Here is a 26019-nt window from a genome sequence, read left to right on the forward strand (position 1 = left end):
AAGCGCCAGGATATCGCGGCAATGCGGGTTTTCATAGGCCCCGGAATCAGTGCCTTGCGTTGCGCCGCCTGAAGACATGCAGCAGGGAACCCCCGGGAAGAACCTCAAATCGCCGTAAGGGGAATCCTCCGCCCGGCCCCGAAGGCCTTGGGACTCACCTTGAAGGCAAATGGCAGTTGGCGCCGCTTGAATTCAGTGCGGCGCAGCAGTCCGAGAATGCGGGGCAGTCCGGCCCGCGCCTGCTCCAGGGCCGGGCCCTCCAGCAGCAGGGCCAGATCTTCAGCAAGTCCCTCCTCGGGTCGCTGGGCTTCAAGGGCCGTGCCCAGAATGGCGTCCAGCTGGGCGTAAGGCAGCAGGCTGGCCTCGTCCGTCTGATCTGGCCGCAGTTCCGCGGTGGGCGCGCGCTCCACCACGCCGCGGGGGACGGCCTCCCCCAGTTCCCGGGCCACGGCGTAGACCCGGGCCTTGAGACAGTCCCCCAGCGGCGCGAAGGCCCCGATGCCATCGCCATAGAGCGTGAAGTAGCCCGTGGCGGCTTCGCTCTTGTTGCCCGTATTCAACACGGCGACATGGCCCGTGCCAAGCCGGCGGTGAACCTCCGGTTCGGATGTCATGGCCATGAGCAGGCTGCCGCGGCAACGGCTCTGCAGGTTTTCGTCGGTCAGGCTGAAGGCGCGCCCCGGCAGGGCCTGCTCAAGCGCGGCGGCGAAACCCGCGAAAGGTGCATCCGCATCCAGACTGAGGAAGGAGATGCCGAGCTGCCGGGCCTGCTGCTCCGCCAGGGCCGAGCTTTCCCCGCTGCTGAACCGGGTGGGCAGGGCCACGCCCAGGACGCGTCCGGGGCCGACAGCTTCTACCGCCAGGGCGGCGGCCACGGCGCTGTCGATGCCACCGGAAAGCCCCATCACCAACGCCTCGAGCCCCTGTTTGGCCAGGTTGTCGCGGATCCCCAGCACCAAGGCGGTTCGTAGCCAAGAGCCCTCTTCCACCGTCCGCCACGCCTCACCGGGCAGGCTGGTATCCACCATGAGCAGGCCTTCGTGGAAGGGTTCGCAGCCCTGCCAGCGCCCATCCGGGAGTGCCAGCCCCGACCCGCCGTCGAACAGCAGCCAACTTTCAGCGCCCACCCGGCTGGCGTAGGCAATGGGAACCCGGTGTTTCTGTGCCAGCCCGGGCAGCAGGCGACAGCGCTGAGCATCCTTCGAGGGGATGGCCCAGGGCGCGGTACGGCCCGACGGCAGGTAGCTGCCCAGGGCGCTGGGACTGGCGCTGCCATTGAGGATCAGCGTGGCCCCGGCCGCCGCCAGATCCGCGATCGGATCGATGCCGTAGTCCACCGGGGCATTCCCCAGCTGCGGATCCGCCCAGAGATCCTCGCAGATGGAGAGGCCAATTCGCTGGCCGCGGAAGGCCACCAGCGGCTGAGGCGAGGGGTCCGGCTCAAAGTAGCGGTGTTCGTCGAAGACGTCGTAGCTGGGCAAGACGCGCTTGTGGGCACAGTGGCGGAGGGCGCCGTCCTCGCACCACCACAGCTCGTTCCAGAGGCGCCCCGAGGGGGCCGACCTTGCCGTGCCGAAGACCAGGGGCACGGGGCCGGAAAGGGCCGCCAGCCGGTGGGATTCCCGCTCGATGCGCCGGCGCAGGGCCGGCTCCCAAAGCCGGTCCTCGGCGAGATAACCTGGAATCGCCAGCTCCGGCGCCAGGACCAGCTCCGCTCCGGCGGCCACGGCCCCAGCATAGGCAGACTCCACCCTTCGGCCGTTGCCCTCGGGATCGCCAAGGCGGGCGTTGAGCTGAAGCAGGGCGATTCTCATGTCAACAAGTTACCAGCGTCCCTACCAGCGGATCTCCGCGCAGGTGCCACCCTCTGGGCGGGGCGCCAGGCGCAGGTCGGCCCCCTGGGCATTGAGCCATTTCAGTGCCAGCGGTAGCCCCAGGCCTGTGCCATCGGGGCGGCCGCTTTCGAAGGGCCGGAGCATGCGGAGGGCGGCGTCCTCCGAAAGGCCCGGCCCATCATCCAGGATATCGATCCGCCCCTCGGCAATCCGCACCAGGATCCGGCCGCCGAGGGGCGTGGCTTGACAGGCATTTTCCAGCAGATTCACCAGGGCCTGGTGGAGCAGCAACGGGTCGCCTATGGCCCCGCCCTCCCCCTCCGCCGTCAGCTGGCGGCCCTGGCTCATCGAACGGCGCTTCAGCTCCGCCAGGGCCTGGGCCGCCGCCTCCTCCAGGCGGAGCGGTTCCGCCGCCGGGTCCAGCGGTTTGGCCCACTGGAGGAAACGTTGGACCATCCGCTCCAGGTCCTCGGTCTCCTCCAGCAGGTCCCCCGCGGCTTCGCCGAGGCCGGCGCGCTTCAGCATCTGCCCCCGGCCCTTGATGACCGCCAGGCCATTCTTCAACTGATGGGCCACCCCCGCCGTCATCTCGCCCAGGTCCGCAAAGCGCTCCCGCAGCTGGCGACGGTGTTCCTCGATCTCGGCCTCGGTGACGTCCTCGAACTGCACGAGCGCGCCGATGCGATCCGGAGCCTCGATGCGCTGGAGCCGCCAGCGACGGCCCCCAGCCGAGCAGCGCCAGGCCGGACCGGGATCCCGCCCCAAGGCTTCCCGCAGCCAGGGAAAGGGCTCCAGCACAAAGGCCGCCTCCAGACCCACAACCCCGGGCCGGACCCCCAGCAGATCGCATCCACGCCGGTTCAGCGCCGCCAGGCGCAGGCGCTGGTCCACCCAAAGCACGCCTGTGGGCAAGGCATCCAGGAGCCGCTCATGGACGGTGCGCAGCTCTCCCAGCGAGGAGGCCAACTCGCCCCGCTCCCTCAGGCTGCCGGACACCGCTGACAGCAGGAGAGCCTCTGGATCCGCCTTCGCCCGGCGGTGGATCCGCGCCCAGCGCGCGAGGACCAAAGCCAGGCCGCCGATCGCCACTCCGGACGGGAGGGCGAAGGCCAACCAGGCGACACTACGGGACAGCGGTTCCATCGCCCCAGGGTATGCTCATTCCCATGGAGAGACAGCCCATCTACGTGGTGTCCGGAGGTTCCGGCGAGACCGCCCAGCGCATGGTCCAGGCGGCGCTGACCCAGTTCTCCAAGGGGGAAAGCTCCGCCCTGGTGCGGCGGTTCCAGAACGTCCGGTCCCAGGAGGACATGGATCGGGTGCTCCAGATGGCCGCGGAGAAGCGGGCCGTCATCATCCACACCACCGTTTCCCGGGAGATGCGGTTCTACCTGGCGGACCGCTGCGCCGAGCTGCGGCTCACCCAGGTGGACCTCTTCGGCAACCTGCTGGACACCCTGGCTCTCTACCTGCGGGAGCGCCCGGAAGAGCGTCCCGGCAGCTTCCATGCGGTCGGGGACAAGTACTTCCGCCGGATCGAGGCCATCGAGTTCGCCCTGAAGTTCGACGATGGGATCGACATGGGCGGGTTGCCCGACGCCGACATTGTGCTGGTCGGCATCAGTCGTACCAGCAAGACCCCCCTCTCCATGTACCTCGCCATGGAGGGCTACAAGGTGCTCAATGTTCCATTGGTGCCTGGTGTCCCGCTGCCGCCGGAACTTGACACCATCCCCCAGGGCCGCATCGTGGGCCTCACCATCCAGCCGGATCGCCTCCAGGAAATCCGCGCCTACCGCCTGAAGCGCCTGGGCGCCGCGGGCAGCGCAGACAATTACAGCGACCTGGGCCACATCCTCGATGAATTGGTCTATGCCGATGAAATCTTCAAACAGCACCGCCGCTGGCCCATCCTCGACGTCACCGGTCGCAGCATCGAGGAAACCGCCGGCCTTGTGCTGGACCGCGTCTTCGGCAAGGAGCGGGCGGTCTGAACCATCGAACGCAGCGGGTGCCTCCTAGGCTTCAGTGCATGCCCGGAGGAAGGGGGCGGCGCCTCGGGATTTTGGAGAATCGGGGTGCATCCCGCGAGACCGAAGGTGGGTAAGTCCCGGGCTCGAACCCGTAGCGGAAGATGACTTGCCCGTCAGGGAGGTCGGTCATCCGCACCGGATCCGCCAAGGCCAGTTCCTCTCGGACCTTGGCCTGGAAGGCGAAGGCTTCTTCCCTGGTCTTTCCAATGAAATGAAGGCGCTGCGGATCGCCGGTCTCCTTGTATCGCCCTTTGCTCGCGGTCTCCAGGGCCACGAATAGCGCGCTGGCCACCCATGGCTCAAGTGCGTCCCCACATCGGGTCCAGGCGAGGATGGGCACCACGATGTCGATGTCGTAGATGTCCTCCAACGGTCGGATGCGGAGCTCCCCATAGTTGTGAGCCATACCAGGAACCAACCGATAGCGGGCCTTCCGATCCGCCCCGGGCAGTTGCCGGACCACCTCCTGCAAGCTGGGTGAATGCGCGAGCGCCCATTGGAATGCCCCGAGGATAATGGGGTCCGAGCCGGGGAGGAGTGGCAGTTCCTCAGCGGGTTGAGTGGCCTGAGGTGGTGGGAGTGGGGGGTGGGTCAGCATGGAAAAAGATCTCGCCAGAATGGGTCATCCCAGTCGTTGAATCCTACATTTCCTCCTCCAGCCGCTGCACGAGGGTCCTGAGGATCTTGATCCGGCCGTAGTGCTTGTCCTCGCTTTCGACGAGAGTCCATGGGGCGATCTCAGTGCTGGTGCGGTCCAACATGTCGCAGATGGCGGCCTCATAGGCAGGCCACTTTTCGCGGTTGCGCCAGTCCTCCTCGCCGAGCTTGAATCGCTTGAAGGGCGTATCCTGGCGCTCCTGGAAGCGGCGCAATTGCTCTTCCTGGCTGATGGAAAGCCAGAACTTGAGGACGATGGTACGGCTGCGGACGAGCTGGTCCTCGAACTCGTTGATCTCGCTATAAGCCCGCTGCCAGTCGGCTTCGGAGCAGAACCCCTCCACCCGCTCCACCAGCACGCGGCCGTACCAGCTGCGGTCGAAGATGGCCACCTTCCCGCGACGCGGCAGGTGCCGCCAGAAGCGCCAGAGGTAGGGCTGGGCCCGCTCCTCCTCTGTGGGCGCGGCGATGGGATGGATCTGGTAATGGCGAGCGTCCAGGGCCTGGGTGATGCGGCGGATGCTCCCACCCTTTCCCGCCGCATCCACACCTTCGAAGGCCATCACCACCGAATGCTTCCGGAAATTCCGATGCCGTGTGAGCAGGTTCAGCTTCCCCTGGAGGGTGAGCAGCTCATCTTCGTACTCCTTCTTGTCGTCGATCCGTTTCGAGAGGTCCAAGGCCTTGAGGATGTCCACGCCGTCCAGGGAGGGCGGCGGCGGATGCAGGGGCAGCGCAGGCACCACCGGGGCAGGATGGTCCAGGCGGGCCCGCAGCCGCTCCAGCAGGATCTTCCCTACCGTGAGGCGCTGGTAGTGGGGGTCGGTGGCCTCCACCACGATCCAGGGCGCATCGGCCGTGCTGGTGGAACGCAGAGCCCGCTCAGCCACCTGCCGGAACGTGTCGTACATCTCGAAATGTTTCCAATCCCGGGGCGTCACGCGCCAGCGGGTCTTCGGATCCTTCTCCAGGCTCTTCAACCGCTTCTTCTGCTCCCCCTTGCCCAGGTGCATCCAGAATTTCAGCACCAGGGCGCCCTCGTGGATGAGCATCTGCTCGAAGCGCGCCACCCGGGTCATGTCCTGGTCCAGGTCCGAGGTCTTGATGCGGCCATTGGCCCGCTCGAGAATCGGCCACGTGTACCAGGAACCATCGAAGATCCCCATCCTCCCTTGGGGAGGCAGCAGGCGCCAGTAGCGCCACATGTAGGGTCGTTCCAGCTCTTCATCCGAAGGCTCAGCCAGACCGTGGGTCTGGATGTGGCGTGGATCCATCCACTCGTTGAGCGTATTCACGGTCTCGCTCTTGCCGGCCCCATCCACGCCCGCCACGAGAATGATCACCGGGAACTTCGCCGTGGTGAGGTCGAACTGCGCGTCCAGAAGGGCCTCGCGAAGGGCGGGAACCTCCCGGTCCCACACGTCCTTGTCGATCTTGTGGCCGAGCTCCGCGGATTCGAACATGGTTCCTCCGGGGCGGATGCGCGCTCGTTTCGGGTGCGCGAGGGCGAGGGGTCATTCTATGCCCAATCCCGATTGTGGAATGATGGGACACCATGATCTCCATCCTCGATCCCATTCAACCCGCGCTGGCCCATGCCCGGCGCATCCTCTTCGAGCCCTTCAGTGCCCGGAAATGGTTCGTTTTGGGGTTCTCCGCCTTCCTCGCCCACTTGGGGAGCGGCGGATCCTTCAACTTCAATGGGAATCCCTTCAACCATTCCTACCGCGGGACCGGCCCGGATTTCGGCCCTGTGAGGGAGTGGATCGCCCACCATCTGCCGCTGGTCATCGCCCTGGGTGTGGTGCTCTTCGTTCTGGCCCTGGGACTGGCCGTTCTGTTCCAGTGGCTGGGCAGCCGGGGCACATTCATGTTCCTGGACGGCGTGGCCCGGGACCGGGCGGAGATCGTGGAACCCTGGACTCGCTTCCAGGACCTTGGCAATCGCCTGTTCCGCTTCCGCCTGCTGCTGCTCCTGGCCACACTGGCCCTCCTCATCGTCTGTGGCGGTCTTGGCGCCCTCATCGCCCTGCCCGACATCCAGGGCCGGACCTTCGGCACTTCCGCCCTCACCGCGGTCTTCACGGCAGGAGCGGCCCTGGTTCTGGGGCTCCTGGTGATCACTGCCATCAGTCTGCTGCTCCGGGATTTCGTGGTGCCCATCATGTACCAACGGAACGTGGGCACCTCGGAAGCCTGGGCCCTCTTCCGCCGCGAGTTCCTGCCGGGGAACAGCTGGCGATTCGTCGGGTTCTACCTGATGACCCTCCTGCTCTGGATCCCCGCCACCATCCTGATCCTGGTCGGCTGCTGCCTCACCTGCTGCGTGGCCATCCTGCCCTACCTCAGCTCCGTGGCCTTCCTGCCCATCTTCGTGTTCTTCCGCTGCTACTCGCTGGGTTTCCTGGAGCAGTTCGGGGAGGAATGGCGCATCATCCAGGTTCCTGAACCCGCCTAGGCTAGTACTCGTTCGCCAAATCACCAACCCGGACCTGCTTCTCGAAGGACTGGAACACGGGGGCGCCCGCAGACTGGGCGATCCATTCGGCCACGCGGATGCCATCCACGGCGGCGGATGTGATGCCGCCCGCGAAGCCTGCGCCCTCGCCACAGGGGTAGAGGCCGGGGTGGGACACGGACTGCCCATCTTCGCCCCGCAGGAGCTGGATGGGGCTGCTGGTGCGGCTCTCGATGGCCAGCAGGATGGCCTGGCTGCTGGCGAAGCCGTGGATCTTCTTATCGAATGTGGGCAACGCGCCAGCCAGTTGCTCCCGTACGAACTCCGGCAGGCAGGTGCGCAGGTCCGCAGCCACGGCGAAGGGCTTGAAGCTGGTGCGTGGCAGGCGTCCGGTGGCGCGGCCCTTCAGGAAATCCTGCACCGACATGGCCGGGGCACCATAGGTCTCGCCCGCGGCGCGGTAGGCAGCCTGTTCCCATGTGCGCTGGAAATACATGCCGCCGAGCAGGTGGTCGCTGCCGAAATCCGCCGTGTTCACCTTGGCCACCAGACCCGAGTTGGCGAAACCCGAATCGCGTTTTTCGTTGCTCATGCCGTTCACCACCACGCCGCCGGGCTCACTGCTGCACTGGATGACCTCGCCCCCGGGGCACATGCAGAAGCTGTAGGCGGCCCGGTTCAGACCGAAGTTGCAGACCAGCTTGTAGTCCGCGGCGGGCAGCGACGGATGCCCCGCGCTGGGGCCGTATTGCGAGCGGTCGATGAGATCCTGGGGATGCTCCACACGCACGCCCATGGCGAAAGGCTTCTGGCGCATGGCGACACCATGGCCGTGCAGCATCTCGAAGGTGTCGCGGGCACTGTGGCCCGGCGCCAGCACCAGGGCCTCGCAGGGGATCTCCTCGCCATCGGCAAGCACAGCCGCACGAACGCAACCCCGATCATCGAATCGCACATCCTCCAGCCGGGCCCGGAAACGGTACTGGGCGCCACGCGCCTCGGCTTCCTTCCGGATGAGCACCGCGCAGCGCCGGATGACATCCGTACCCACATGGGGCTTGGCCAGGTAGAGGACCCGAGCATTCGCTCCGAAGCGCACGAAGGTCTCCAGCACGTAGCGGGTGGCTGGATGACCAATGCGGGTGGTGAGCTTCCCATCGCTGAAGGTGCCGGCCCCGCCCTCGCCGAATTGGGCATTGGCTTCGGGGTCGAGCACCGCATCCTTCCACAAGCCGGCGATGGCCTTCACCCGCTCGCCCATGGCGGGGCCGCGCTCCAGCACGATCGGCTCGATGCCGTAGTCCAGCAGGCGCAAGGCACAGAAGGTGCCTGCAGGCCCGCTGCCCACCACGACCACGCGGGGCCGACGTGGCGGCGGCACCACGGCGTAGGGCGCCAGCTCCGTTGCCGGATCCAGCTTCAGGCCACCGGGCAGTTGCCCCAGCTCCAGCCGGCGATCAGTCTCGAAACTGAGCGCGGTGAGGAAGCGGATGGCTCCCTTGTGCCGGGCATCCAGGCTGCGGCGTTCCAGGGTCACGGCGCGATAGTCCTTCGGTCCGCCGCCCAGGGCGTGGGCCAGAGGCTTCGCCAAGTCCAGCGCTTCCTCGCCCAGGTTCAGCGGCAGGTTGGAGAGCAGGTAGCGCATGGTCGCCTCGGCAGAAGGAGTCCACGGGACTCAAAGCCAAGGTTCAAGAATAGCGCCGGAGCTTAGGACTTAACTTATATTCGTGCTGGGAGATGCCCATGACGGGTCCAGGTCTTAGGCGGGTGGTGGTCGCCGGCGGTACGGGGTTGGTGGGCCGACCGATGGTGCAGGCACTCCTGGATCTGGGCGCGCAGGTGACGGTGCTGACCCGGAATCCCGTTGGGGCGGGTCTGCCCACAGGTGCCCACGCCCAGGGCTGGGAAGACCTCACCGCCCTGCTCGACGGCACGGATGCCGTCATCAACCTGGCGGGCGAGGGGATCGCGGAGAAACGCTGGAGCGTGGCCCGCAAGGCCGCCATTCGGGACAGCCGGATCCTCGCGACTCGTCGTCTGGTGGAGGCGATGAAGGATTGCCAGCGGCCGCCGAAAACCTTGGTGAACGCCTCGGCCGTCGGCTACTACGGGGCTCGGGGCCAGGCGCCCATGGACGAGGGCGCCGCAGCAGGGGCCGGGTTTCTCGCCGACGTCTGCCGGGTCTGGGAGGCGGAGGCCATGGCAGCCTCGGATATCGGCGTCCGCGTCGCCCGGATCCGCATCGGTGTCGTGTTGGCTCGGGATGGTGGCGCTCTGCCGAAGATGGCGTTGCCGGTGCGGCTCTACCTGGGATGCAAACTCGGATCGGGCCAGCAGGGCCTCAGCTGGATCCACCTGAATGACCTGGTCGCCATGTTCATGGAGGCGGCTCGCAACCCCGCCTGGGAGGGGCCCTTCAACGGCACGGCGCCAGAACCTGTCAGCAACGAGGTCTTCACCGACCTGCTGGCCCGACGCCTCCATCGCCCCCTGTTCCCGGTACCAGGCGCCGTCACCGCCACTGCCGCCAAGGTGATGCTGGGCGAGATGGCCACCAGCCTGCTGCTCCAGGGCGCCTTCTTGATCCCGGCCCATGCCCAGGCTCTTGGCTTCGGCTACCAGTTCCCCACCGCGGCTTCGGCCTTGGAGGATCTGCTGTAAGTGCGGGTCAGACCCGCTCCAATCCCCCGAACCGGGCCATGATGCGCCGGTCGCCGCCCTGGTCGAAACGGATCGTGTAGGTCAGGCCCTCCCCGCGCCCCGAGGCAGCCAGGATGGTACCCGCGCCGAAGCGGGCGCTCTTCACCCTGGTGCCAGCTGGAAACGCATTGGGATCTTCCTTCTCGGCCGGTGCGGCGCGCAGGCCGCCATCCGAGTCGGAGGATGGCATCGGGGTGTCCTTCACCCGGTCGAAGAAGCTGCGGATGCGCTGGAGTTCCGAGGCCACGGAGCCGCCGCCCGCACCCCGGGTGAAGGAACTGCCCGGCCGCACGCCTTCACCAGACTGGTAGAGCTCAGTGCCCCAGCGGATGGGTGCCGTCAGGGCCTCCGCCGGGAGTTCCCGCAGGAAACGGCTGGGCATGGAAAGCATCTCGGTACCCATGATGCGGCGCCGCCGGGCGGCGCTCAGCGTGAGGCGGCGTTGGGCACGGGTGATGGCCACGTAGAAGAGGCGGCGTTCCTCCTCCAGCCCCTCAGGCGTCTCGCGGGCGTTGCGATTGGGGAAGACATCCTCTTCCATGCCGATGACGAAGACGAAGGGGAACTCCAGGCCCTTGGCGCAGTGGATGGTCATGAGGCTGAGGTGGGCGGACTCTTCCAGCTGGTCCGTATCCGAGGCGAGGGTGATGCGGTCCAGGAATTCCGAGAGGCGCAGACCCAGCGATTCAGATTCAGCGGCGGCGCTAAGGAATTCCTCCAGGTTGCGGATGCGTCCTTCGGCCTCCAGCGTAGCCTCGTCCTCCAGGCTCTGGAGGTAGCCGCTTTCCTGGAGCACCCACTTCACCAGTCCCGCCAGGTCCTGGGCCTCCCGTTCGGCGCCGGCCCGGTGGAAGAGCTCGAGAAATTTGCCCATCTCGCGCTGGGCCCGACCCTTCAGCTCGCCCGCCCGTAGCAGGATGGCCAGCCCTTCAAGCGGTGTGCCGCCCTCAGGAATGGCGCCCTCGATCTTCCCCAGCGTGGTGGGCCCCACGCCACGGGTGGGGGCGTTCACGCAGCGGCGGAAGCTCACCAGGTCAAACGGGTTCGAGATGAGGCGCAAGTACGAGATGAGGTCCTTCACTTCCTGGCGCTCGTAGAACTTCACGCCGCCCACCAGCCGGTAGGGCAGGTTCTGGGCGCGCAGCGCTTCTTCCATCTGGCGGGACTGCCAGTTGGCGCGGTAGAGCACAGCCACCTTGGCGTCTGGCTCGCGGTACCGCAGCTCCTGGATGCGCTGTACCACCCACTCTGCCTCCAGGCGCCCCTCGTCCGTGAGCTTGAACGTGATGGACTCGCCGTCGCCCAGGTCGGTGATCAGGGCGCCTTTGCCTTCCACGCGCTGGGAGTTGTTGGCGATGACCTCGGAAGCCGCGTCCAGGATCTTCTTCGTGGACCGGTAGTTCTGCAGCAACTCGATGCGCACGGCTTCGGGGAAGTCCTGCTGGAAATCCAGGATGTTGCGGATGTCCGCGCCACGCCAGCCATAGATCGACTGATCTTCATCGCCCACGACGCACAGGTTGTGGTGCCGCCGGGCCAGGTGCTGCACGAGGAGGTACTGGGCGCGGTTGGTGTCCTGATACTCGTCCACGAGGATGAACTTGAAGCGCTCCCCGTACTGGGCCTGGATGACGGACTCGCGGAAGAGGCGCTCGGTGTAGAGCAGCAGGTCGTCGAAGTCACATGCCCGGTGGTTCTTCAGGCCCTTCTGGTAGAGGTCGTAGGCATCCAGGACTTTGCGCGTCCAGGGATCCAGGGCTTCCTCGCGGGCCTCCTCTGGCAGCAGGCAGCGGTTTTTGAAGTCGCTGATGAGCTCGAGGACCTTCTTCGGGTGGAACTGCTTCTCGGGTAGCTTCAATTCCGCCAGCACCTGCTTCATCAGGCTCTTCTGGTCCGCCGGATCGAAGATAACGAAATCCCGGCCCACGGGTGTGCGCTCACCCTCGCGCCGGAGGATGCGGGTGCAGAAGCTGTGGAAGGTGCTCACCCACATCTGCGCGGCGGGCACAGAGACGAGCCGCTGGACGCGCTCCCGCATCTCCTCGGCCGCCTTGTTCGTGAAGGTCATGGCCAGGATGGAGCCCGGATGGACACCCTCTTCCTCGATGAGCCAGGCGATGCGGCGCGTGATCACCGTGGTCTTGCCCGATCCGGCACCCGCCAGGATGAGCAGCGGCCCATGGGCATGGCAGACGGCCTCCCGCTGGGGGGCGTTCAGATTGCGGAGCAGGGGGTGGGTGGAAGGATCGTGGGCGGCGCCGGGCATCCCTTCATCCTATCGGCCCGCCTCCTATCGCGGCACGATGGCTTTGCCCTTCTCGGCCTTCCGAAGCACCTCTTTCACCATGAGTGCCCGATCGGCCTCGGTAAGACGGTCTTTGAAGGAGGGCATGACGAAGCCGAAGAAGATGCCCTTGCGGATGGTCTTCTCCATGTCGGCATCGGTTTCCTTCGCGGCCTTTTTGGTGTCCGTGAAATCGAACCCGCCCAGTTTCTTCCCTTCGGCGCTGTGGGCTGACCCATCCGGGCCGTGGCACTTCACGCAGTTCTGGGAGAAAAAGGCCCGCAGCTCGTCTACTGATTTCATGGGGGTCTGAGCCCCCAGACCAGTAGCAAGGAGGAGGGAGGAGAGCAGCACGACGATCCGCATGGCCACCTCGTTGGATGTTGAAACACCAGGCCAGGATGGGTCCTGGGCCGGCTCCCGCAAGACCCCTCAGCGTTTTTTGTGTGAGGCCATGGGCCGCAGCACCTCAGTCACCAGGCGACGGGCCTCCGGTTCCGTGAGCTGCCGGCCGAAACCTGGCATGGCCCCACGACCCCTGAGGATGGTGATCACCAGGCCCGCCTCCTCCTGCCGGGCCATGCGCCGGAGGTCCAAAAGGGATCCGCCGCCCAGACGGGCGCCATTGGGACCCCGGCCAGTACCCTCCGCCCCGTGGCAGGCCACACAGCGCTCCCGGTAGAACTCCCGCAGGTCCCGGACCTGGGCGGACAGGGAGGCGGGCAAGATCACCAGCAGCAGCGCAACGGAACGGGTCCCCATGGCTCGACGCTACCATGGGCGGCGAAGCGCCGTTAGGCTGGAGCCACGCGCCCGTGGCGGAATGGCAGACGCTGCGGACTTAAAATCCGCTTCCGGAAACGGAGTACCAGTTCGAGTCTGGTCGGGCGCACCAATTTGCCTCGGGTACCCAGGTCAACCCGTGGATGGAGTTGAAACCCTTTTCAAACACTTCCAGGCGGTGCGCCTGAGCGTCCGCCTTCGATCTATGAAGAATTTAGCTGTCCCACAGGGAATCTGCGCGATTTACGCCTGGTGGCTAGCGTTGAATAGACGCCTTGCAGATGCGTTTGCCATTTCCCGGGATGAACCATGCAATGGAGCAACAGAGCAATTGAGTATCTATGCTAACCCTGTTTATCTTTAGTGAGATCACATTGAATATCTCTGGGAGCCACCATGGATTTCCTCGATCAACTTCGGCTGATTGCTTCTCGTGTTCCGAATCAGGCTGGACATCTCCAGACTGAAGAGGCGACTAAGAACGCCCTCGTCCTTCCTTTCATCAAAGCGCTTGGCTTCGATGTGTTCGACCCCACGGAAGTCCAACCTGAACTCACCGCGGATGTCGGCGTGAAGAAGGGCGAGAAGGTGGACTACGCCATCCTTCGAGATGGGAAACCCATCATCATCATGGAATGCAAGAAGTACGGGACGGACCTGAAGAAGATCACTGCCACTCAGCTGTTCCGCTACTTCACAGTCACCGAAACCCGCTTTGGAGTCCTCACAAACGGCATCCATTATTTCTTCTACACCGACCTGGATCAGCCAAACATGATGGATGCCAAGCCGTTTCTAGAATTCAACTTGCTGGATTTCAAGGATCAGGATGCAGAGGAACTCAAGAAGTTCACCAAGTCTACTTTCGACATAAGCAATATCCTCTCCACCGCTACGGATCTCAAATACACGAAGGAGATCCAGCGGGTGCTTAACGAGCAACTCCACAGCCCTTCCGAAGAGTTTGTGCGGCTTTTGGCAGGGAAGGTCTACAGCGGAAGAATGACCCAGGTTGTGAAAGATCAATTCGCCACCCTCACCAAGCGGGCTTTTCAGCAACTGGTCAACGACAAGATCAGTGACCGGCTGAAGGTTGCTCTAGCTGATAACGGATCGAATATCACCGAGCCAGTGGAGCCAGTCGTTCCTCCCCAAGAGGAAGAAGAGAAGATCATTACCACCCCGGAAGAATGGGAGGCCTTCTACATCGTTCGAGCGATCCTTAGAGAAGTCGTGGAGCCGAAGAAGGTCGCGATTCGCGATGCGCAAAGTTATTGTGCGGTGTTGTATGACGATAACAATCGCAAGCCGATCTGCCGCTTCTATTTCAATTCAAAGAGCAAGGCGGTAGGAGTATTCGATACCCAGAAGATCGAAACCCGTACGCCGATCAGCGATCTCACTGACCTCTACCAAATGGCAGATGGTTTGAAGGCTGTTGCCACTTTCCACGGAAACGGAAAGCCGTAGATGGCGACTGGGCCGGAGCAAGGCGACCCGGCACACTGGCCGGATGGCTCCCGTCGTCCGCGCACAGGCCTTCGTCTCACCCCTGCTCGGGCAGCAGCCTCAGCAGGGGGATGAGAATGCCGTTGAACCGCTTCCAGCCAGAAAGGTCGCTGCGGACCAGGCGGTGCACCTTCACCCACTCACCCTCGGCGGCGGCTTTCGGCACTTCCTTGAGCATGAAGTCGTAGGCCAGGATGCGGGCGGCCAGGGCTGGTTCCAAGGCCCGGTCCGGATCCTCCACCAGATCGACGCCCACCAGCTTGCCGAAGCGTGCGTACTCAGCCTTACCCAGCACGGGGATGAACCCCCGGCCGCAGTATTTGGCCCCGTCGCCGGGCTCGGTGTTGCCCAGGGCGCGCTTGAACTCGTACATGCGCCGGAAGTAGGCGTCGCTGCCCTGCTCCCGCTCCGGCGCGAAGAGGTAGCTCTCCGCCCCGATGGTGGCGATGGCGGCCACCTCCGTGGTCAGATCCAGGATTTTGAGCGCGCTCAGGGCCTCCACCACCAGTGGCCAGTGCTTCTCCACGTTCGCGAGGGGCGCGTGGAGGGTCGTCGCGATGACGTCCGCCGTGAATGGCATGGCTGGCTCCCGGAGGAAAGCGGCAGGCTTGGCGGGGAAAATCTACCATGGCAGGGATAATCTCGTGCATGGACATCCATCGATTGCACACCGGCGCGGCTGAAGCGGTCATCTCAGCCCAGGGCGCCGAGCTCCAGTCCCTGCGCCTGGGCGGCCTTGACCTGCTGTGGGAGGCAGGCCCCCTCTGGCCCCGGCACGCTCCCCTGCTCTTCCCCATCGTCGGCCGCCTGCAGGGTGACGTCCTGCGACATCGGGGCGAGGCCTTCCCCATGCCGCGGCACGGCTTCGCCCGGGATCGGGACTTCGCCCTGCTCGAAGGGACTGCCACCACCTGCACCGTGGAACTGCGCGACGACGAAGGCGGCCGCGCCGTCTACCCCTTCCCCTTCCTGCTGCGGGTGGCCTACACCTTGAAGGCCACCTCCCTGCGCATGGATATCGCCCTGCGCAACCCTCGCGACACGCCCCTGCCCGCCAGCCTGGGCCTGCATCCGGCCTTCCGATGGCCCTTGGTGCCCCACCTTCCCAAGGCCGCGCATTGCCTCGTCTTCGAGGCCGACGAACCCGGCCCCCTCCGGCGCCTGACGCCTGGGGGGCTGTTGGATCCAACCCCACAGGCCACCCCCATCCAAGGGCGTGTGCTGCCACTCGACCAAGATCTGTTCGCCGAGGATGCCTTGATCTTCCTGGAATCCCGGAGCCAAAGCCTCCGCTTCGAGGCCGAAGGCGGACCGACCCTCACCCTGCGGTGGGAGGGCTTCCCGCACCTGGGCCTGTGGGCCAAGCCCGATCCCGGCCCCGCCTTCCTCTGCATCGAGCCCTGGGAGGGCTATGCGGCCCCCGAAGGTTGGGACGGGGAGTTCGCCGACAAGCCGGGTGGCTTCCTGCTGCCTCCCGGCGAGACCCGCCGCTGGTGCCTCACCATCTCCACCGAAGGCTGATGGCTGAAGGCTGCTAGACCAGTTCGGCCCCCAAAAAATGCGGGCTGGCCATAGTGACCCGCGCCTGCACCAGCTCGCCGAAGGGCAGCTGCCGGCCGGGTTCCACCATCAGGTGAACCGTCTTCCACTCGCCACTGTGGGCCAACCACCAGCCGTTTTCGTTGGGACCGTGATCCTCCACGCGCACGGGGATCTCGCGCCCCACGAATCGCTCATTGCTGGCGCGGGTCAGCTCCATCTGGCGCTGTTGGAGGCGCATCAGCCGAGCGGACTTCTCTGCCATGGGCAGGTCATCCTTGAGGCGCAGCGAAGGCGTCCCTGGTCGCGGTGAATAGATGAAGCTGAAGGAGCCGTCGAACGCCACTTCATCCAGCACGCGCAGGGTGGCCTCGAAGTCCTCGTCGGTCTCGCCGGGGAAGCCCACGATGAAGTCCGTGCTGAGGGTCATCCGCGCGCGGCCTTCGCCCAGGTAGCCCAGGCGCTCCAGATACTCGGCCACGGTGTACTCCCGCAGCATGCGCTTCAGCACCCGGTCGCTGCCGCTTTGCAGGGGCAGGTGGAGGAAGGGCACCACCTTGGGATTCGTCACCAGCACCCGGGCCAGATCCTTCGTGAAGTTCATGGGGTGGCTGGTGGTGAAGCGGATCCATTCGAGGCCTTCGACCTCGGACACGCGCTCCAGCAGGTCCGCGAAGGTGCAGCCGCCCGCATAGCTGTTCACGTTCTGGCCCAACAGCTCCACCTCGCGGTAGCCGCGTTCCACCAAGCCCCACACTTCGGCCAAGACGTCCTCGTAGGGACGGTGGCGCTCGGCCCCCCGGGTAGTGGGCACGATGCAGTAGGTGCAGGCGTGGTTGCAGCCCTCAGTGATGGTCACCAGGGCCTTGGCCGTGTCCCGGCGGCGCGTGACGGCGGGCGGGAACAGGTGGTTGTCCGGATACTCGCCGGTGTCCATCACCCGGGCCTTGCCGGCCCGGGCTTCGGCCACCAGGCGCGGCAGCTGCTTCAGGGCCATGGTGCCCAGCACGAAGTCGATGTGGGGCGCCCGCTTGAACAGAGCCGCCTGCTCCTGCTGGGCCAGGCAGCCCGTGACGCCCACCAGCAGGGGGCGCCGCTGCTTCTCCTCACGGAGCCGGCCCAGCTCTGAATAGACCTTGTGCACGGCCTTTTCTCGGATGGAGCAGGTGTTCAGCAGCACCAGCTCCGCGTCTTCCGCGGCATCCACCGCCTCGAAGCCCTCCGCCGACAGCAACCCCGACAACTTCTCGCCGTCGTGGTCGTTCATCTGGCAGCCCCAGGTCTGAATGTGGAACTTCATCGCACCGCCCAAACCCTTGAGTGTACTGAAAAAGATACCTGGACAGGATTGACAGGATTTCTTTGGATTCACAGGATTCAGGCCAAGGAAATGAATCCTGTTATCTGCTTATCGGCGAGCCTCAGCCTGAAAGTCTGAAACCGCAGAGGTCGCAGATGGGCGCAGAAAAGGCGTCCATAAGCGGAGGTTTGCGGAGGAGCCGAGGAAAGCGGAGGAAAGGAACATGCACCTGGCGCTCCAGCCAGGACATCCGGGCCTCCGGCCCCAGGTCGCGCTTCGCGCGGCCTGCTTCGTGGGCGGCGGCCATGGCGGCCCCTGGAAGCCGCCCGGAGTCGCCGCCCGCGGAGGGATGTCTGCGGTGAGCCCGGCCCCTTCTGCGCCCTCTGTGTGCGCCCAACGGGCGCTTCTGTGCCTTCTGTGTTCCTGCTTTTCTGGCTGAGTCTCGCCGATAATCAGATCCTTTTAATCCTGTTTGTCATCCTGTTCATCCTGTCCAAGCTTTTCAGGGCTCTGAGCCCTCAGAACCGGTAGCGGGCACTCAGGGCCACCTGTCGGCCGGGCGGCAGGTAGTACTGGGCATCCCCCAGCTCGCTCTCGGCCACGGGCTTGCGGCGGTCCGTGAGATTCCGGCCGTCCAGGCGGACCTCCCAGCCCTCCCACCGCCAGCCCAGGCTGGCCGCCCAGGTGGCATAGCCGCCGGCCGGGGCGGTGTTGCGCTGATTGAGGAACACGGCCCCTACATAGGACATCTCCGCGGAGGCGGTGAGGCCTCGGGCAGGCGCATAGGCGAGGCCCAGGCCCCCGAGGTGGTAGGGCGACATCTCCAATCGCTTCCCGGCCAGTTGGGTGAGGGTGCCGTCGCCGAAATCCTTGGCGTAGTCGCGAAAGCGGGCGTCGTGGTAACTGTAGGCGAGCCGGGCTGCCAGGTCGTGCGTGAGACGCCAGGCTGCGCTAGCCTCCACGCCCTGGAACCGCTCGGTGCCGGCGTTCGCGAGCCCCGGTGAACCGGCCACGGACTGGGGCACCACCAGGTTCTCGAAGTCCATGAGGAAGGTGCCGAGCTCCAGGGCGAGCCGCCGGCCCAGAAGCTCCGCCTTGAGGCCGAGGTCGTAGCTGGTGGCGGTCTCAGGCTTCAGCATCCGGGCGCCACTATCCAGGCCGAAGTCGATGGCCGCGGGCTTGAAGGTGCTGCGAAAGCCCGTGTAGAGATTCACGCGGTCCTCGCCGCGCTGCCAGGCGGTCCAGGTGGCACCGGCGCTGCCGCCCAGGCGGGTGGTGGCCCGGGCGTCGGATCCGCCCTCAACGGCTCCACTGGTCAAATCCAGCGTGGACGTGCGACGGGTTTCTTCCGCCCGCGTGAGCCGCAGGCCCGCCTCAAGCGTCAGGCGGGGCGCGGCCTGCCACTGGACGAAGGCGTAGAGGCCTGAGAAGTCGCGCCGATCGTCGATGCGGATGTCCGCCTGGCTGGGGAGGTCGGCAGCCCCGGGGGCACCGGATCCATCGAGGTTCACGAAGTAGTCGAAGTCCCCGCCCCGACCGCGGCCCTGGCCATGGAGGTGATCCAGACCGGCCACCACCTTAAGGTTGGAGCGGCCCGTCCACGTGAGGTGCGAATCGAAGTAGACATCTGTGAGGTCGATGCGCTCCCGGAAGCCGTGGGCATTGGGAGCCGCGGCGCTCACGTCCGTGAGGAAGCCGCGGAAGGCGTCCTGCCGGGCCCGGGACACCGAGAGGGTGCTGGACCACAACGTGGCGGCATCCAGCGCGCGGTCATAGCCCGTGGTAAGCGTGACCCGCCGGTCGTCGAGGTGGGCCCCGGCCGGATTGTGGTTGGCGTCGAGGGGCACCTGGTCGGTCAGCGCCCTGCCCACGCGGGGGAAAGGGCTGGCGGGCTGCTGGTCCGTGGCCGTGCCCTCCAGATCGAAACGGAGCACCCCATCCAGGGCCTGCAAGCGGTTCCGCCACAGAAGGTGGGTGCGCTGGAAGCCGGTGCGGGCATCCTCGAAACCCTGGCTGTCGTGATCCACGGTGAGGGTGCTGTCCGTGTTGGCCCCCGCCGGAAGCCGGAGGGAGACCGCCCCTCCGAAACTCCCGTGGCTTCCCGCGGACAAGCGGACGGAACCCTTGGCATCGGCTGGCAGGCCGCGGATGACATGGATGACACCCACGAACGAGGTGGCGCCGTACATCACCGGCGCCGCGCCGCGTTGGATCTCGATGCGCTCGACGCCTTCGAGGCTCAAGGTGGAGAGGGCCGGATTGAATGCACCGCCCCAGGGCACACCGTCCACCACGAGCAGGAAGGCGTCGAACTCCTTCAGGCCCCAGAACTCGGGCACGCTGCCGGCCGGACCGCCATCTCCGCCAGGGGCGATGGCGACACCGGCCAGAAGCCCTAGAGCGCCACCCAGGTCCGTGGCGCCACGCTCCGCCAGCTCCCTGGCCGTGAGGACCGTGATGGAGGCGGGCACCTTCGCGGGGTCCTCAGGGAAGCGCGTGGCGGTGACCTCCACCACGGCTGCGGGTGGAACGGGAGGTAGAGCCTGGAGCATCAGAAATCCTTGAACTGGGTCGTTGCGGCACTCTCGCGGGGAATGCGGGCCTGGATGAAATCATGGGAGGTCTCGAACGTCAGGTCCATGTGGCTGGCCATGCCGCGCAACCATAGCCCAGCCAGATTTCGCGGCGCTTCCGGAGCTGGTTCGGCTTCCAAAGCGACCGGGAGCGGGGCATCGGTGAGCCAGCGAAGCACCCAGGCATCGAGGTCGACTTGAGCTTCCAGGCGCAGGGGACCGGGCGCGGCCCAGGGGAGAATCTGCCTGGTGAAGGTCACGACCCAATCCTGGAGCAGGGGCGCGGGCCAGGGAGCGCCTCTCGCTCCTGCATCCACCAGTTCCACCGGGCATCGGAAGAGGCTGCCGGTGGCGTCGAGGCGCGCCCGTACTCCAGCTTCCCAATCCTCCCAGGGGACCGGCTCGGAAAGGGGCAGGCGGCCCAGGGCCATGGCGCGGGCCTGGGCGATGAGGGTCTTGCCATCTGCGAGAATCGTCTCCAACCTTGCATGGTTGTGCGGATCGAACGGGAGGTCCGGGTCGCCCAGGTCGATGACTCCCTGGAGCCCCGTCACCAGATTGTTGAAATCGTGCAAGACCGCACGCCAGAGATCTTCAGAATCCATGCTCCCCCCAGCCCACAAAAGCCTTGAATGACGTTACCTTGGGGGCCAACCTCTGTGCATCCCCGGAAGACCTAAGCCCCAGGACTCCCTCATGCAGCAACCGATCAAACGGCTGGGCGAAATGCTCGTGGAGGCTGGCCTCATCACGCCAGCCCAGCTTCAAAGCGCCATTACCCATCAGAAGATCGCCCGTGGGCGCCTGGGCAGCAACCTGGTGGCCCTCGGCTACATCACCGAGGAAATCCTCATGGATTTCCTCAGCCACCAGACCGGCGTGCCTCAAGTCGACGTGCGGGACCTGGCGGTGCCGCCGGAGGTGCTGAAGCTCGTGCCTTACCGCTTGGCGGACCAGTTCACAGTGCTCCCCATCTCGGTCAAAGAGCCCAAGTCGCTGGTCCTGGCCATGTCCGACCCCTCGGATTTGAATGCCGTGGATAGCGCCAGGTTCGCTTCGGGCCTGCACATCCAGCCGGTGGTGGCCTCCCATAGCGCGCTCCGGAAGGCCATCGGCGATCTCTACCGGAACCTGGAGGTGCCTGCCCCCGGGGCACCTGTGCGGGTGGACGTGGGCGCCGACCAGGCGGAGGGTGAGGCGCTTCCGGTCACCTTCAGCCTCGACCCGCTGCCCTTGCCTACCTCGGGCAGCGCCGCTGAGGCAGCCTTCCCGCCAGACCCCTTCTTCGGCAGCCACGGTGCCCCGGTTCAAGAACCCGCAAACCTTGATCCCTTCCGCTTCTTCGAGCCGGTGGAGGCAGCTCGGCCGGCGGCGCCCTCCGAACTCATCCATGGCAAGACGCTGCGCGAATCGATTCCCCCGTTGGACACCTACCAGACTCGCGCCCTGGTGCTCGGCATGATCCGCCTGTTCCAGCGCCGCGGCATCCTCGGCGATGACGAGCTCCAGCGCCTGCTGGCCAACCTCGTCGAGTCTGGCGAGATCAAGAACGGCGGGAAAGATACCTAGTCCCGCCCGCGATTAGCCTTCAACCTTCAAGATCGCCAGGAAGGCTTCCTGCGGAATCTCCACGTTGCCGATGGACTTCATCCGCTTCTTGCCCTCTTTCTGCTTGTTGAGGAGCTTCTTCTTGCGGGAGACGTCGCCGCCGTAGCACTTGGCAAGCACGTCCTTGCGCCGGGCCTTCACATTGGTCCGCGCAATGATCTTGCTGCCGATGGCGGCCTGGATGGCCACGTCGAACATCTGCTGGTGGATGACCTCCTTCATCTTCTGGCAGAGCGCAAGACCCAGGGCCTGGCTCTTGCTCCGGTGCACCAGGAGGGAGAGCGCATCCACGGGCTCGGCATTCACCAGGATGTCCATCTTCACCAGGTCTGATTCGGTGTAGTGCTTCATGTGGTAGTCGAAGCTGGCATAGCCCTTCGACAGGGATTTCAGCTTGTCGTAGAAGTCCAGCACCACTTCATTCAGGGGCAGCTCGTAGATCAGCATCACGCGGTCCTGGCTCACGTACTCGAGCTTCTGCTGGATGCCCCGGCGCTCCTCGCAAAGCTTGATCAGGCCGCCCACGAAATCCGTGCGGGTCAGGATCGTCCCCTCGATGATGGGTTCCTCGATCTTGGCGATCTTCTGCAGGGGCGGCAGCTTCGAGGGATTGTCCACGTCGGTTTCGGTGCCATCGGTCAGGTGCACGTGGTAGCGCACGCTGGGAGCGGTGGTGATGAGGTCGAGATCGAATTCCCGCTCCAGACGCTCCTGCACGATCTCCATGTGGAGCAGGCCCAGGAAGCCGCAGCGGAAGCCGAAACCCAGGGCCGTTGAGGTTTCGGGCTGGTAGGTGAAGCTGCTGTCGTTCAGGCGCAGCTTGTCCATGGCATTGCGCAGGTTCTCGTAATCGTCGCTGGAGGTGGGGAAGATCCCCGCGAACACCACGGGCTGGATTTCCTTGAAGCCCTTCAACATCTGGGTGGCTGGCTTCGTCGTGAGCGTCACCGCGTGCGTCACCGTATCGCCGACCTTGACGTCCACCAGCTGCCGGATGTTGGCCACCAGGTAGCCCACCTCGCCCACCGACAGGGATTCCTGCTTGTCCATCTTGGGGTCGAAGATGCCGATCTCGTCCACCCGGTGCTCGCTGCCCGTGGACATGAAGCGGATCTGGTCGCCGGTCTTCAGCGTCCCGTTCATCACCCGGATGAGGTTCACCACGCCGCGGTAGGCATCGTAGTAGCAGTCGAACACCAGGGCCTGGAGCGGTGCGTCGGGGTCACCCTGCGGCGCCGGGATGCACTTCACGATCTGCTCCAGGACCAGCCCACAGTTCTCGCCGGTCTTGGCGCTGACATTCACGGCATGGGCCGTGTCCACCAGGCCGATGACCGTGTCGATCTGCTCCAGCACTCGCTCGGGATCGGCGCTGGGCAGGTCGGTCTTGTTCAGCACCGGAAACACTTCCAGCCCGTTCTCCAGGGCCAGGTAGGTGTTCGCCAGAGTCTGGGCCTCCACGCCCTGGGTGGCATCCACCACCAGGATGGCGCCTTCGCAGGCGGCGAGGCTGCGGCTCACCTCGTAGGTGAAGTCCACGTGCCCCGGCGTGTCGATGAGGTTCAGGGTGTAGGTCTGGCCGTCCAGCGCCAGGTACTTCAGTGTCACCGCATGGGCCTTGATGGTGATGCCGCGTTCCCGCTCCAGATCCATGTCGTCGAGGATCTGGGCCTGCATGTCCCGTCCAGCCACGGTCTTCGTCAGCTCGAGCAGGCGGTCCGCCAAGGTGGACTTGCCGTGATCGATATGGGCGACGATGGAGAAATTACGGATGAGACTGGGATGAGCCACTGAGGAACCTCGAACTGGCCATTGTACCGTTGGAAACCCTTGCTGTCTGCGGGGTTTTACCTACTCCATCTGCATCCTGCTGTTGATTGGAACCGATAGGGCCTATACCCTCAAGCCACGAGAGCAAGGAGTCCGCTTGTCCCACTTCGCGTCTCCCATGACCATTCTGATGGTGGAGGACAATGCCCTGCAGCGCCGAGTCCTGGAGGCGCAGCTGCAGCCGCTGGGACATCGGCTTCTGGTGGCGGCCAACGGCGAAGAGGCTCTGGCGTGTCTCAAGGCCGGCGGACCCGGGCCCGACATGGTGATCATGGACGTGGTCATGCCCTCCTTGGATGGCTTCAAAGCCTGTGAATCCATAAAAGCGGACCCGGCCACCGCCGACATCCCCGTGCTGGTGCTGACCGCCCTGAGCCGGGATGCCAAGGACCGCAGCTATGCGGCTGGGGCTGACGATTTCATCCGAAAGCCCGCCAACACCTTGCTGCTGCAGGTGCGTGTGCAGACCCACCTCCGCATCCGCACCCTGTCTCTCCGCACGGGGCCGCTGGCCCCGGCCCGCCCCAAGGTCGTGGTGGCGTCTGCCAACGCGATGGTGCTGACCCAGGTCCAGAATCACTTCGGCAAGGACCAGGCCACCTACTTTGAGGCCCAGGGCGAAAGCCAGACTCGGGCCCAGATCCTCGCCCACCAGCCCGATCTGCTGGTACTCGACACGGATCTGTCTGAAGGCAGCGCCCAAGCCCTGGCGATGGCGCTGCATCAATCCAAAGAGCTGACGAACCTGCCGATCCTCCTGATGCACGATCCCGGCGAGCTGGAGACCTGGTCGCGCCTCCAGGAGCCCGTGGCCGATGCCCTGGAAAAGCCGCTGGTGGCGCCCGAAACCCGCCGCCGCGTGGCCCTGCTGGCCCGGCTGGCTCACCTGCAGAAACTTGTCGGCCAGGCATGACCCTTTGTTCCAACCGCGGCTTCGGAGCCGCCCTCGGCCTCCTCGTTGCCCTGGCCTCCCCTGCCGCCACCCTGGAGGGCCGCGTCACCGATGGCCACCGTGGGCTGGCCGGCGTGCGTGTCTATCCAGATCGCCAGCCGAGGGTATCGCCTGACACTGATCCGCCCTTGGCCGTGACCAATGCAGAGGGCCGCTTCCACCTGGACCTGGAGCCCGGAGACAGCGTGCTGGCCGTGGAAAAGGATGGCTGGCGGCGCGATCTGGTGCCCGCCGCCGAGTGGCGCGGTGACATCGCCCTCAGCCCTGAGCCCAGGCATCGCCAGGAAGCGGTCTTCATCGTGCGCCTCGATTTCACGGATACGCCCTCGAATTTGCCGGATGGCGCGCTGCGGGAGCTGCTCTTCTCCCGCCGCCCCGGCGTGGCCAGCGCGGCCAACTACCTGTACGAAGTCAGCAAGGGCGCTCTGTCTTTCGTCGAGGGCCGCTTCCTCAAGCTGCGGAGTGCCGATTTTCCAACTCCCCGGACTGACGCCCAGAAGCAGGCCATGTCCGAATGGGTGGTGGAGCGCCTGCAGGGGGAGAACCTCGGCGACTGTGACCGGCTGGATAATCGCACCGGGGCCCTCCACCCTGATGGCAAGCCTGACCACCTCTGGATCATCACGCCCGGCAAGCCCCAATCGCTGACCGCCGACGAAGCCGACCTCAAGGCTGTGAGCCTGCTGCTCCCCCTGCCCTGGGACCGCTCCCGGCGCTGGCCCTTGATCTTCATGACGGAAGAAGTCCCCCTCGGGAACATCGTCCACGAGGCCTTCCATGCCATGGGCGAGCACCGCGTGGACGACCTCTATCTGGGGTGTGACGATCCCCTGACCGCCGGCATCTGGGACCTCATGGACGCGGGTCAATACCGCGGCTGGGACCGCTCCCATCCCGAGGAGGGGCCCTGGGTGGAGGACACGGGCTACAGCCCCTCGCATCCCTCCGCCTGGGTGCGCTCAGACCTTTGGTACCGCGGGCATTTCCGGGACCAGGTCCGCCACCTCGCGGTGAAGGGCCGGCGCTGGGAGGGCTGGATCGCCCCGGTCTCCCGCGCTCCGGGCGCCGACCCCCAGTGGGTGACCCTGCCCGATCCGCGCAAGAAGGGCCAGTTCTTCAGCCTGGAAGTCCGGCGCCCCTGGGGCTTCGAGCGGGGCCGGGTGGGTGGCCGCTTCGGCCCCGGCTACGAGGGCCTCATCGTGGCCCACATCGACCCCTCGCTGCTGAGCCCCAATGATCCCAAAGGCCCCATGCGCGTGGTGGACGCCCATCCCGGCACCCACGAGCCCCCGAAGCCCCGGTTCCCCTGTCGGCGCTGGGAACTTGACGACGCCGCCTTCAACCTGGGCCCTGGCGAGAATCCCAAGGGCCGGAGCGGCCCCCTGTCGTGGGAGGTTCTGGAGACCGATGCCAGCGGCCGGATGCGGGTACGGGTGGAACTGGCCCGGCGCCGTTGACCCTTCCCCTTGGAGTTCCCGTGCGCGTCGCCCTGCTCCCTGCCCTGGTCTTTTGCCCCGCCCTGGTTTTACCGGCCCAGTCACCTGGCGAGCAGGCTGCCGCTGCGGTGTTGGACGATTGGCACTTGGCGGCAGCCCAGGCCGACGAAAGCCGCTACTTCAGCCATCTCGCCAAGGACGCCGTGTTCCTGGGCACCGATCCGACGGAACGCTGGACGAAGGCCACCTTCCAGGCCTGGGCCCACCCGATCTTCAAACGCGGGAAGGCCTGGACCTTTCAGGCCACGCGGCGGGCGATCACCTTGTCGCAAGATGGCCGAACCGCCTGGTTTGACGAGGACCTTGCGACCCCGAACCTGGGGCCCGCCCGGGGTACGGGCGTATTGACGCGGGAAGGGGATCGCTGGCTCATTCAGCAGTACAGCCTGAGCATTCCCATTCCCAACCCGCTGACGAACACGGTGAAGGCGCAGATCGAGGCCCTGGCAAAAAAGCCGTGAT

The 26019-nt window shown here is 65.7% G+C and carries 22 protein-coding genes and 1 tRNA gene; 10 read left to right on the top strand and 13 right to left on the bottom strand.

The window, feature by feature from the left end:
- Window positions 1–104 precede the first annotated feature (104 nt).
- Window positions 105–1814 (bottom strand): NAD(+) synthase, encoded by a 1710-nt coding sequence (gene nadE / locus NOV74_RS05150; RefSeq protein ID WP_257309846.1) that lies wholly within the window; start codon window positions 1812–1814, stop codon window positions 105–107.
- Window positions 1815–1835: 21 nt separating this feature from the next.
- Window positions 1836–2978 carry a sensor histidine kinase gene (locus tag NOV74_RS05155; RefSeq protein ID WP_257309847.1) on the bottom strand — a complete coding sequence of 381 codons (1143 nt, stop codon included), beginning with the start codon at window positions 2976–2978 and terminating at the stop codon, window positions 1836–1838.
- A 23-nt stretch (window positions 2979–3001) separates the two neighbouring features.
- On the opposite strand from NOV74_RS05155, the gene NOV74_RS05160 reads away from it, so the two are divergent.
- On the top strand, window positions 3002–3829 hold the full coding sequence (locus NOV74_RS05160; protein ID WP_257309849.1) for a pyruvate, water dikinase regulatory protein: 828 nt from the start codon (window positions 3002–3004) through the stop codon (window positions 3827–3829).
- A gap of 31 nt (window positions 3830–3860) precedes the next feature.
- Here NOV74_RS05160 and NOV74_RS05165 read toward each other — a convergent pair whose 3' ends face one another.
- The gene (locus tag NOV74_RS05165; RefSeq protein WP_257309851.1) at window positions 3861–4274 is read right to left on the bottom strand and encodes a hypothetical protein; all 414 of its coding nucleotides are present in this window, start codon (window positions 4272–4274) and stop codon (window positions 3861–3863) included.
- Window positions 4275–4509: 235 nt separating this feature from the next.
- The gene (pap, locus tag NOV74_RS05170) at window positions 4510–5988 is read right to left on the bottom strand and encodes a polyphosphate:AMP phosphotransferase (RefSeq protein WP_257309853.1); all 1479 of its coding nucleotides are present in this window, start codon (window positions 5986–5988) and stop codon (window positions 4510–4512) included.
- A 92-nt stretch (window positions 5989–6080) separates the two neighbouring features.
- Here pap and NOV74_RS05175 point away from each other — a divergent pair, with 92 nt between their 5' ends.
- Window positions 6081–6983, top strand: coding sequence for a DUF7544 domain-containing protein (locus NOV74_RS05175; protein WP_257309854.1), 903 nt, complete (start codon window positions 6081–6083; stop codon window positions 6981–6983).
- 1 nt (window position 6984) lies between these two features.
- On the opposite strand, the gene NOV74_RS05180 is transcribed toward NOV74_RS05175, so the two are convergent.
- Window positions 6985–8628 (bottom strand): NAD(P)/FAD-dependent oxidoreductase, encoded by a 1644-nt coding sequence (locus NOV74_RS05180; RefSeq protein ID WP_257309856.1) that lies wholly within the window; start codon window positions 8626–8628, stop codon window positions 6985–6987.
- Between the two features lie 98 nt (window positions 8629–8726).
- Between NOV74_RS05180 and NOV74_RS05185 the strand changes: the two genes are divergently transcribed.
- Window positions 8727–9644: a TIGR01777 family oxidoreductase gene (locus NOV74_RS05185; RefSeq protein ID WP_257309858.1), complete on the top strand. Its 918-nt coding sequence runs from the start codon at window positions 8727–8729 to the stop codon at window positions 9642–9644.
- Window positions 9645–9651: 7 nt separating this feature from the next.
- On the opposite strand, the gene NOV74_RS05190 is transcribed toward NOV74_RS05185, so the two are convergent.
- The 3 genes from NOV74_RS05190 to NOV74_RS05200 form a co-directional block, all read right to left on the bottom strand.
- Window positions 9652–11949: an ATP-dependent helicase gene (locus tag NOV74_RS05190; RefSeq protein ID WP_257309860.1), complete on the bottom strand. Its 2298-nt coding sequence runs from the start codon at window positions 11947–11949 to the stop codon at window positions 9652–9654.
- 24 nt (window positions 11950–11973) lie between these two features.
- Complete coding sequence (locus NOV74_RS05195; RefSeq protein ID WP_257309862.1) at window positions 11974–12333, bottom strand: c-type cytochrome; 360 nt, start codon at window positions 12331–12333, stop codon at window positions 11974–11976.
- A 66-nt stretch (window positions 12334–12399) separates the two neighbouring features.
- Window positions 12400–12729, bottom strand: a complete 330-nt coding sequence (locus NOV74_RS05200) for a c-type cytochrome (RefSeq protein WP_257309863.1) — start codon at window positions 12727–12729, stop codon at window positions 12400–12402.
- Between the two features lie 47 nt (window positions 12730–12776).
- Between NOV74_RS05200 and NOV74_RS05205 the strand changes: the two genes are divergently transcribed.
- Window positions 12777–12862 (top strand) — tRNA-Leu (locus NOV74_RS05205).
- Between the two features lie 284 nt (window positions 12863–13146).
- A complete protein-coding gene (locus NOV74_RS05210; protein ID WP_257309865.1) occupies window positions 13147–14220 on the top strand; it encodes a type I restriction endonuclease in 1074 nt (357 codons plus the stop codon).
- A 76-nt stretch (window positions 14221–14296) separates the two neighbouring features.
- Here the strand turns inward: NOV74_RS05210 and NOV74_RS05215 are convergent, their stop codons facing one another.
- A complete protein-coding gene (locus NOV74_RS05215; RefSeq protein ID WP_257309867.1) occupies window positions 14297–14839 on the bottom strand; it encodes a hypothetical protein in 543 nt (180 codons plus the stop codon).
- Window positions 14840–14907: 68 nt separating this feature from the next.
- On the opposite strand from NOV74_RS05215, the gene NOV74_RS05220 reads away from it, so the two are divergent.
- Window positions 14908–15780 (top strand): aldose 1-epimerase family protein, encoded by an 873-nt coding sequence (locus NOV74_RS05220; RefSeq protein ID WP_257309869.1) that lies wholly within the window; start codon window positions 14908–14910, stop codon window positions 15778–15780.
- A gap of 13 nt (window positions 15781–15793) precedes the next feature.
- Here the strand turns inward: NOV74_RS05220 and miaB are convergent, their stop codons facing one another.
- The 3 genes from miaB to NOV74_RS05235 form a co-directional block, all read right to left on the bottom strand.
- On the bottom strand, window positions 15794–17098 hold the full coding sequence (gene miaB / locus NOV74_RS05225) for a tRNA (N6-isopentenyl adenosine(37)-C2)-methylthiotransferase MiaB (RefSeq protein ID WP_257309871.1): 1305 nt from the start codon (window positions 17096–17098) through the stop codon (window positions 15794–15796).
- A gap of 518 nt (window positions 17099–17616) precedes the next feature.
- Window positions 17617–19650 (bottom strand): TonB-dependent receptor, encoded by a 2034-nt coding sequence (locus NOV74_RS05230; RefSeq protein WP_257309873.1) that lies wholly within the window; start codon window positions 19648–19650, stop codon window positions 17617–17619.
- Window positions 19650–20276: a hypothetical protein gene (locus tag NOV74_RS05235; protein ID WP_257309874.1), complete on the bottom strand. Its 627-nt coding sequence runs from the start codon at window positions 20274–20276 to the stop codon at window positions 19650–19652. The genes NOV74_RS05230 and NOV74_RS05235 overlap by 1 nt, the downstream gene beginning before the upstream one ends.
- Before the next feature lie 91 nt (window positions 20277–20367).
- On the opposite strand from NOV74_RS05235, the gene NOV74_RS05240 reads away from it, so the two are divergent.
- Complete coding sequence (locus NOV74_RS05240) at window positions 20368–21240, top strand: cyclic di-GMP-binding domain-containing protein, MshE-related (RefSeq protein WP_257309876.1); 873 nt, start codon at window positions 20368–20370, stop codon at window positions 21238–21240.
- 12 nt (window positions 21241–21252) lie between these two features.
- On the opposite strand, the gene lepA is transcribed toward NOV74_RS05240, so the two are convergent.
- Entirely contained in the window at window positions 21253–23070 is a 1818-nt protein-coding gene (gene lepA / locus NOV74_RS05245; RefSeq protein WP_257309877.1) for a translation elongation factor 4, read from the bottom strand.
- A 136-nt stretch (window positions 23071–23206) separates the two neighbouring features.
- On the opposite strand from lepA, the gene NOV74_RS05250 reads away from it, so the two are divergent.
- The 3 genes from NOV74_RS05250 to NOV74_RS05260 are packed head-to-tail and all read left to right on the top strand — an operon-like array spanning window position 23207 to window position 26018.
- A complete protein-coding gene (locus tag NOV74_RS05250; protein ID WP_257309879.1) occupies window positions 23207–24022 on the top strand; it encodes a response regulator in 816 nt (271 codons plus the stop codon).
- Window positions 24019–25518, top strand: coding sequence for a carboxypeptidase-like regulatory domain-containing protein (locus NOV74_RS05255; RefSeq protein ID WP_257309881.1), 1500 nt, complete (start codon window positions 24019–24021; stop codon window positions 25516–25518). Before NOV74_RS05250 ends, NOV74_RS05255 begins: the two co-directional genes overlap by 4 nt.
- Before the next feature lie 20 nt (window positions 25519–25538).
- Complete coding sequence (locus NOV74_RS05260; RefSeq protein ID WP_257309904.1) at window positions 25539–26018, top strand: nuclear transport factor 2 family protein; 480 nt, start codon at window positions 25539–25541, stop codon at window positions 26016–26018.
- Window position 26019: the final 1 nt, after the last annotated feature.

The sequence above is a fragment of the Geothrix fuzhouensis genome (assembly GCF_024609325.1).
Lineage (GTDB): Bacteria > Acidobacteriota > Holophagae > Holophagales > Holophagaceae > Geothrix > Geothrix fuzhouensis.

What these genes read in the sequence shown, in the direction of transcription:
- nadE (WP_257309846.1), bottom strand. Translation starts at nt 1,814, where the DNA reads ATGAGAATCGCCCTGCTTCAGCTCAACGCCCGCCTTGGCGATCCCGAG.
- NOV74_RS05155 (WP_257309847.1), bottom strand. Translation starts at nt 2,978, where the DNA reads ATGGAACCGCTGTCCCGTAGTGTCGCCTGGTTGGCCTTCGCCCTCCCG.
- NOV74_RS05160 (WP_257309849.1), top strand. Translation starts at nt 3,002, where the DNA reads ATGGAGAGACAGCCCATCTACGTGGTGTCCGGAGGTTCCGGCGAGACC.
- NOV74_RS05165 (WP_257309851.1), bottom strand. Translation starts at nt 4,274, where the DNA reads ATGGCTCACAACTATGGGGAGCTCCGCATCCGACCGTTGGAGGACATC.
- pap (WP_257309853.1), bottom strand. Translation starts at nt 5,988, where the DNA reads ATGTTCGAATCCGCGGAGCTCGGCCACAAGATCGACAAGGACGTGTGG.
- NOV74_RS05175 (WP_257309854.1), top strand. Translation starts at nt 6,081, where the DNA reads ATGATCTCCATCCTCGATCCCATTCAACCCGCGCTGGCCCATGCCCGG.
- NOV74_RS05180 (WP_257309856.1), bottom strand. Translation starts at nt 8,628, where the DNA reads ATGCGCTACCTGCTCTCCAACCTGCCGCTGAACCTGGGCGAGGAAGCG.
- NOV74_RS05185 (WP_257309858.1), top strand. Translation starts at nt 8,727, where the DNA reads ATGACGGGTCCAGGTCTTAGGCGGGTGGTGGTCGCCGGCGGTACGGGG.
- NOV74_RS05190 (WP_257309860.1), bottom strand. Translation starts at nt 11,949, where the DNA reads ATGCCCGGCGCCGCCCACGATCCTTCCACCCACCCCCTGCTCCGCAAT.
- NOV74_RS05195 (WP_257309862.1), bottom strand. Translation starts at nt 12,333, where the DNA reads ATGCGGATCGTCGTGCTGCTCTCCTCCCTCCTCCTTGCTACTGGTCTG.
- NOV74_RS05200 (WP_257309863.1), bottom strand. Translation starts at nt 12,729, where the DNA reads ATGGGGACCCGTTCCGTTGCGCTGCTGCTGGTGATCTTGCCCGCCTCC.
- NOV74_RS05210 (WP_257309865.1), top strand. Translation starts at nt 13,147, where the DNA reads ATGGATTTCCTCGATCAACTTCGGCTGATTGCTTCTCGTGTTCCGAAT.
- NOV74_RS05215 (WP_257309867.1), bottom strand. Translation starts at nt 14,839, where the DNA reads ATGCCATTCACGGCGGACGTCATCGCGACGACCCTCCACGCGCCCCTC.
- NOV74_RS05220 (WP_257309869.1), top strand. Translation starts at nt 14,908, where the DNA reads ATGGACATCCATCGATTGCACACCGGCGCGGCTGAAGCGGTCATCTCA.
- miaB (WP_257309871.1), bottom strand. Translation starts at nt 17,098, where the DNA reads ATGAAGTTCCACATTCAGACCTGGGGCTGCCAGATGAACGACCACGAC.
- NOV74_RS05230 (WP_257309873.1), bottom strand. Translation starts at nt 19,650, where the DNA reads ATGCTCCAGGCTCTACCTCCCGTTCCACCCGCAGCCGTGGTGGAGGTC.
- NOV74_RS05235 (WP_257309874.1), bottom strand. Translation starts at nt 20,276, where the DNA reads ATGGATTCTGAAGATCTCTGGCGTGCGGTCTTGCACGATTTCAACAAT.
- NOV74_RS05240 (WP_257309876.1), top strand. Translation starts at nt 20,368, where the DNA reads ATGCAGCAACCGATCAAACGGCTGGGCGAAATGCTCGTGGAGGCTGGC.
- NOV74_RS05255 (WP_257309881.1), top strand. Translation starts at nt 24,019, where the DNA reads ATGACCCTTTGTTCCAACCGCGGCTTCGGAGCCGCCCTCGGCCTCCTC.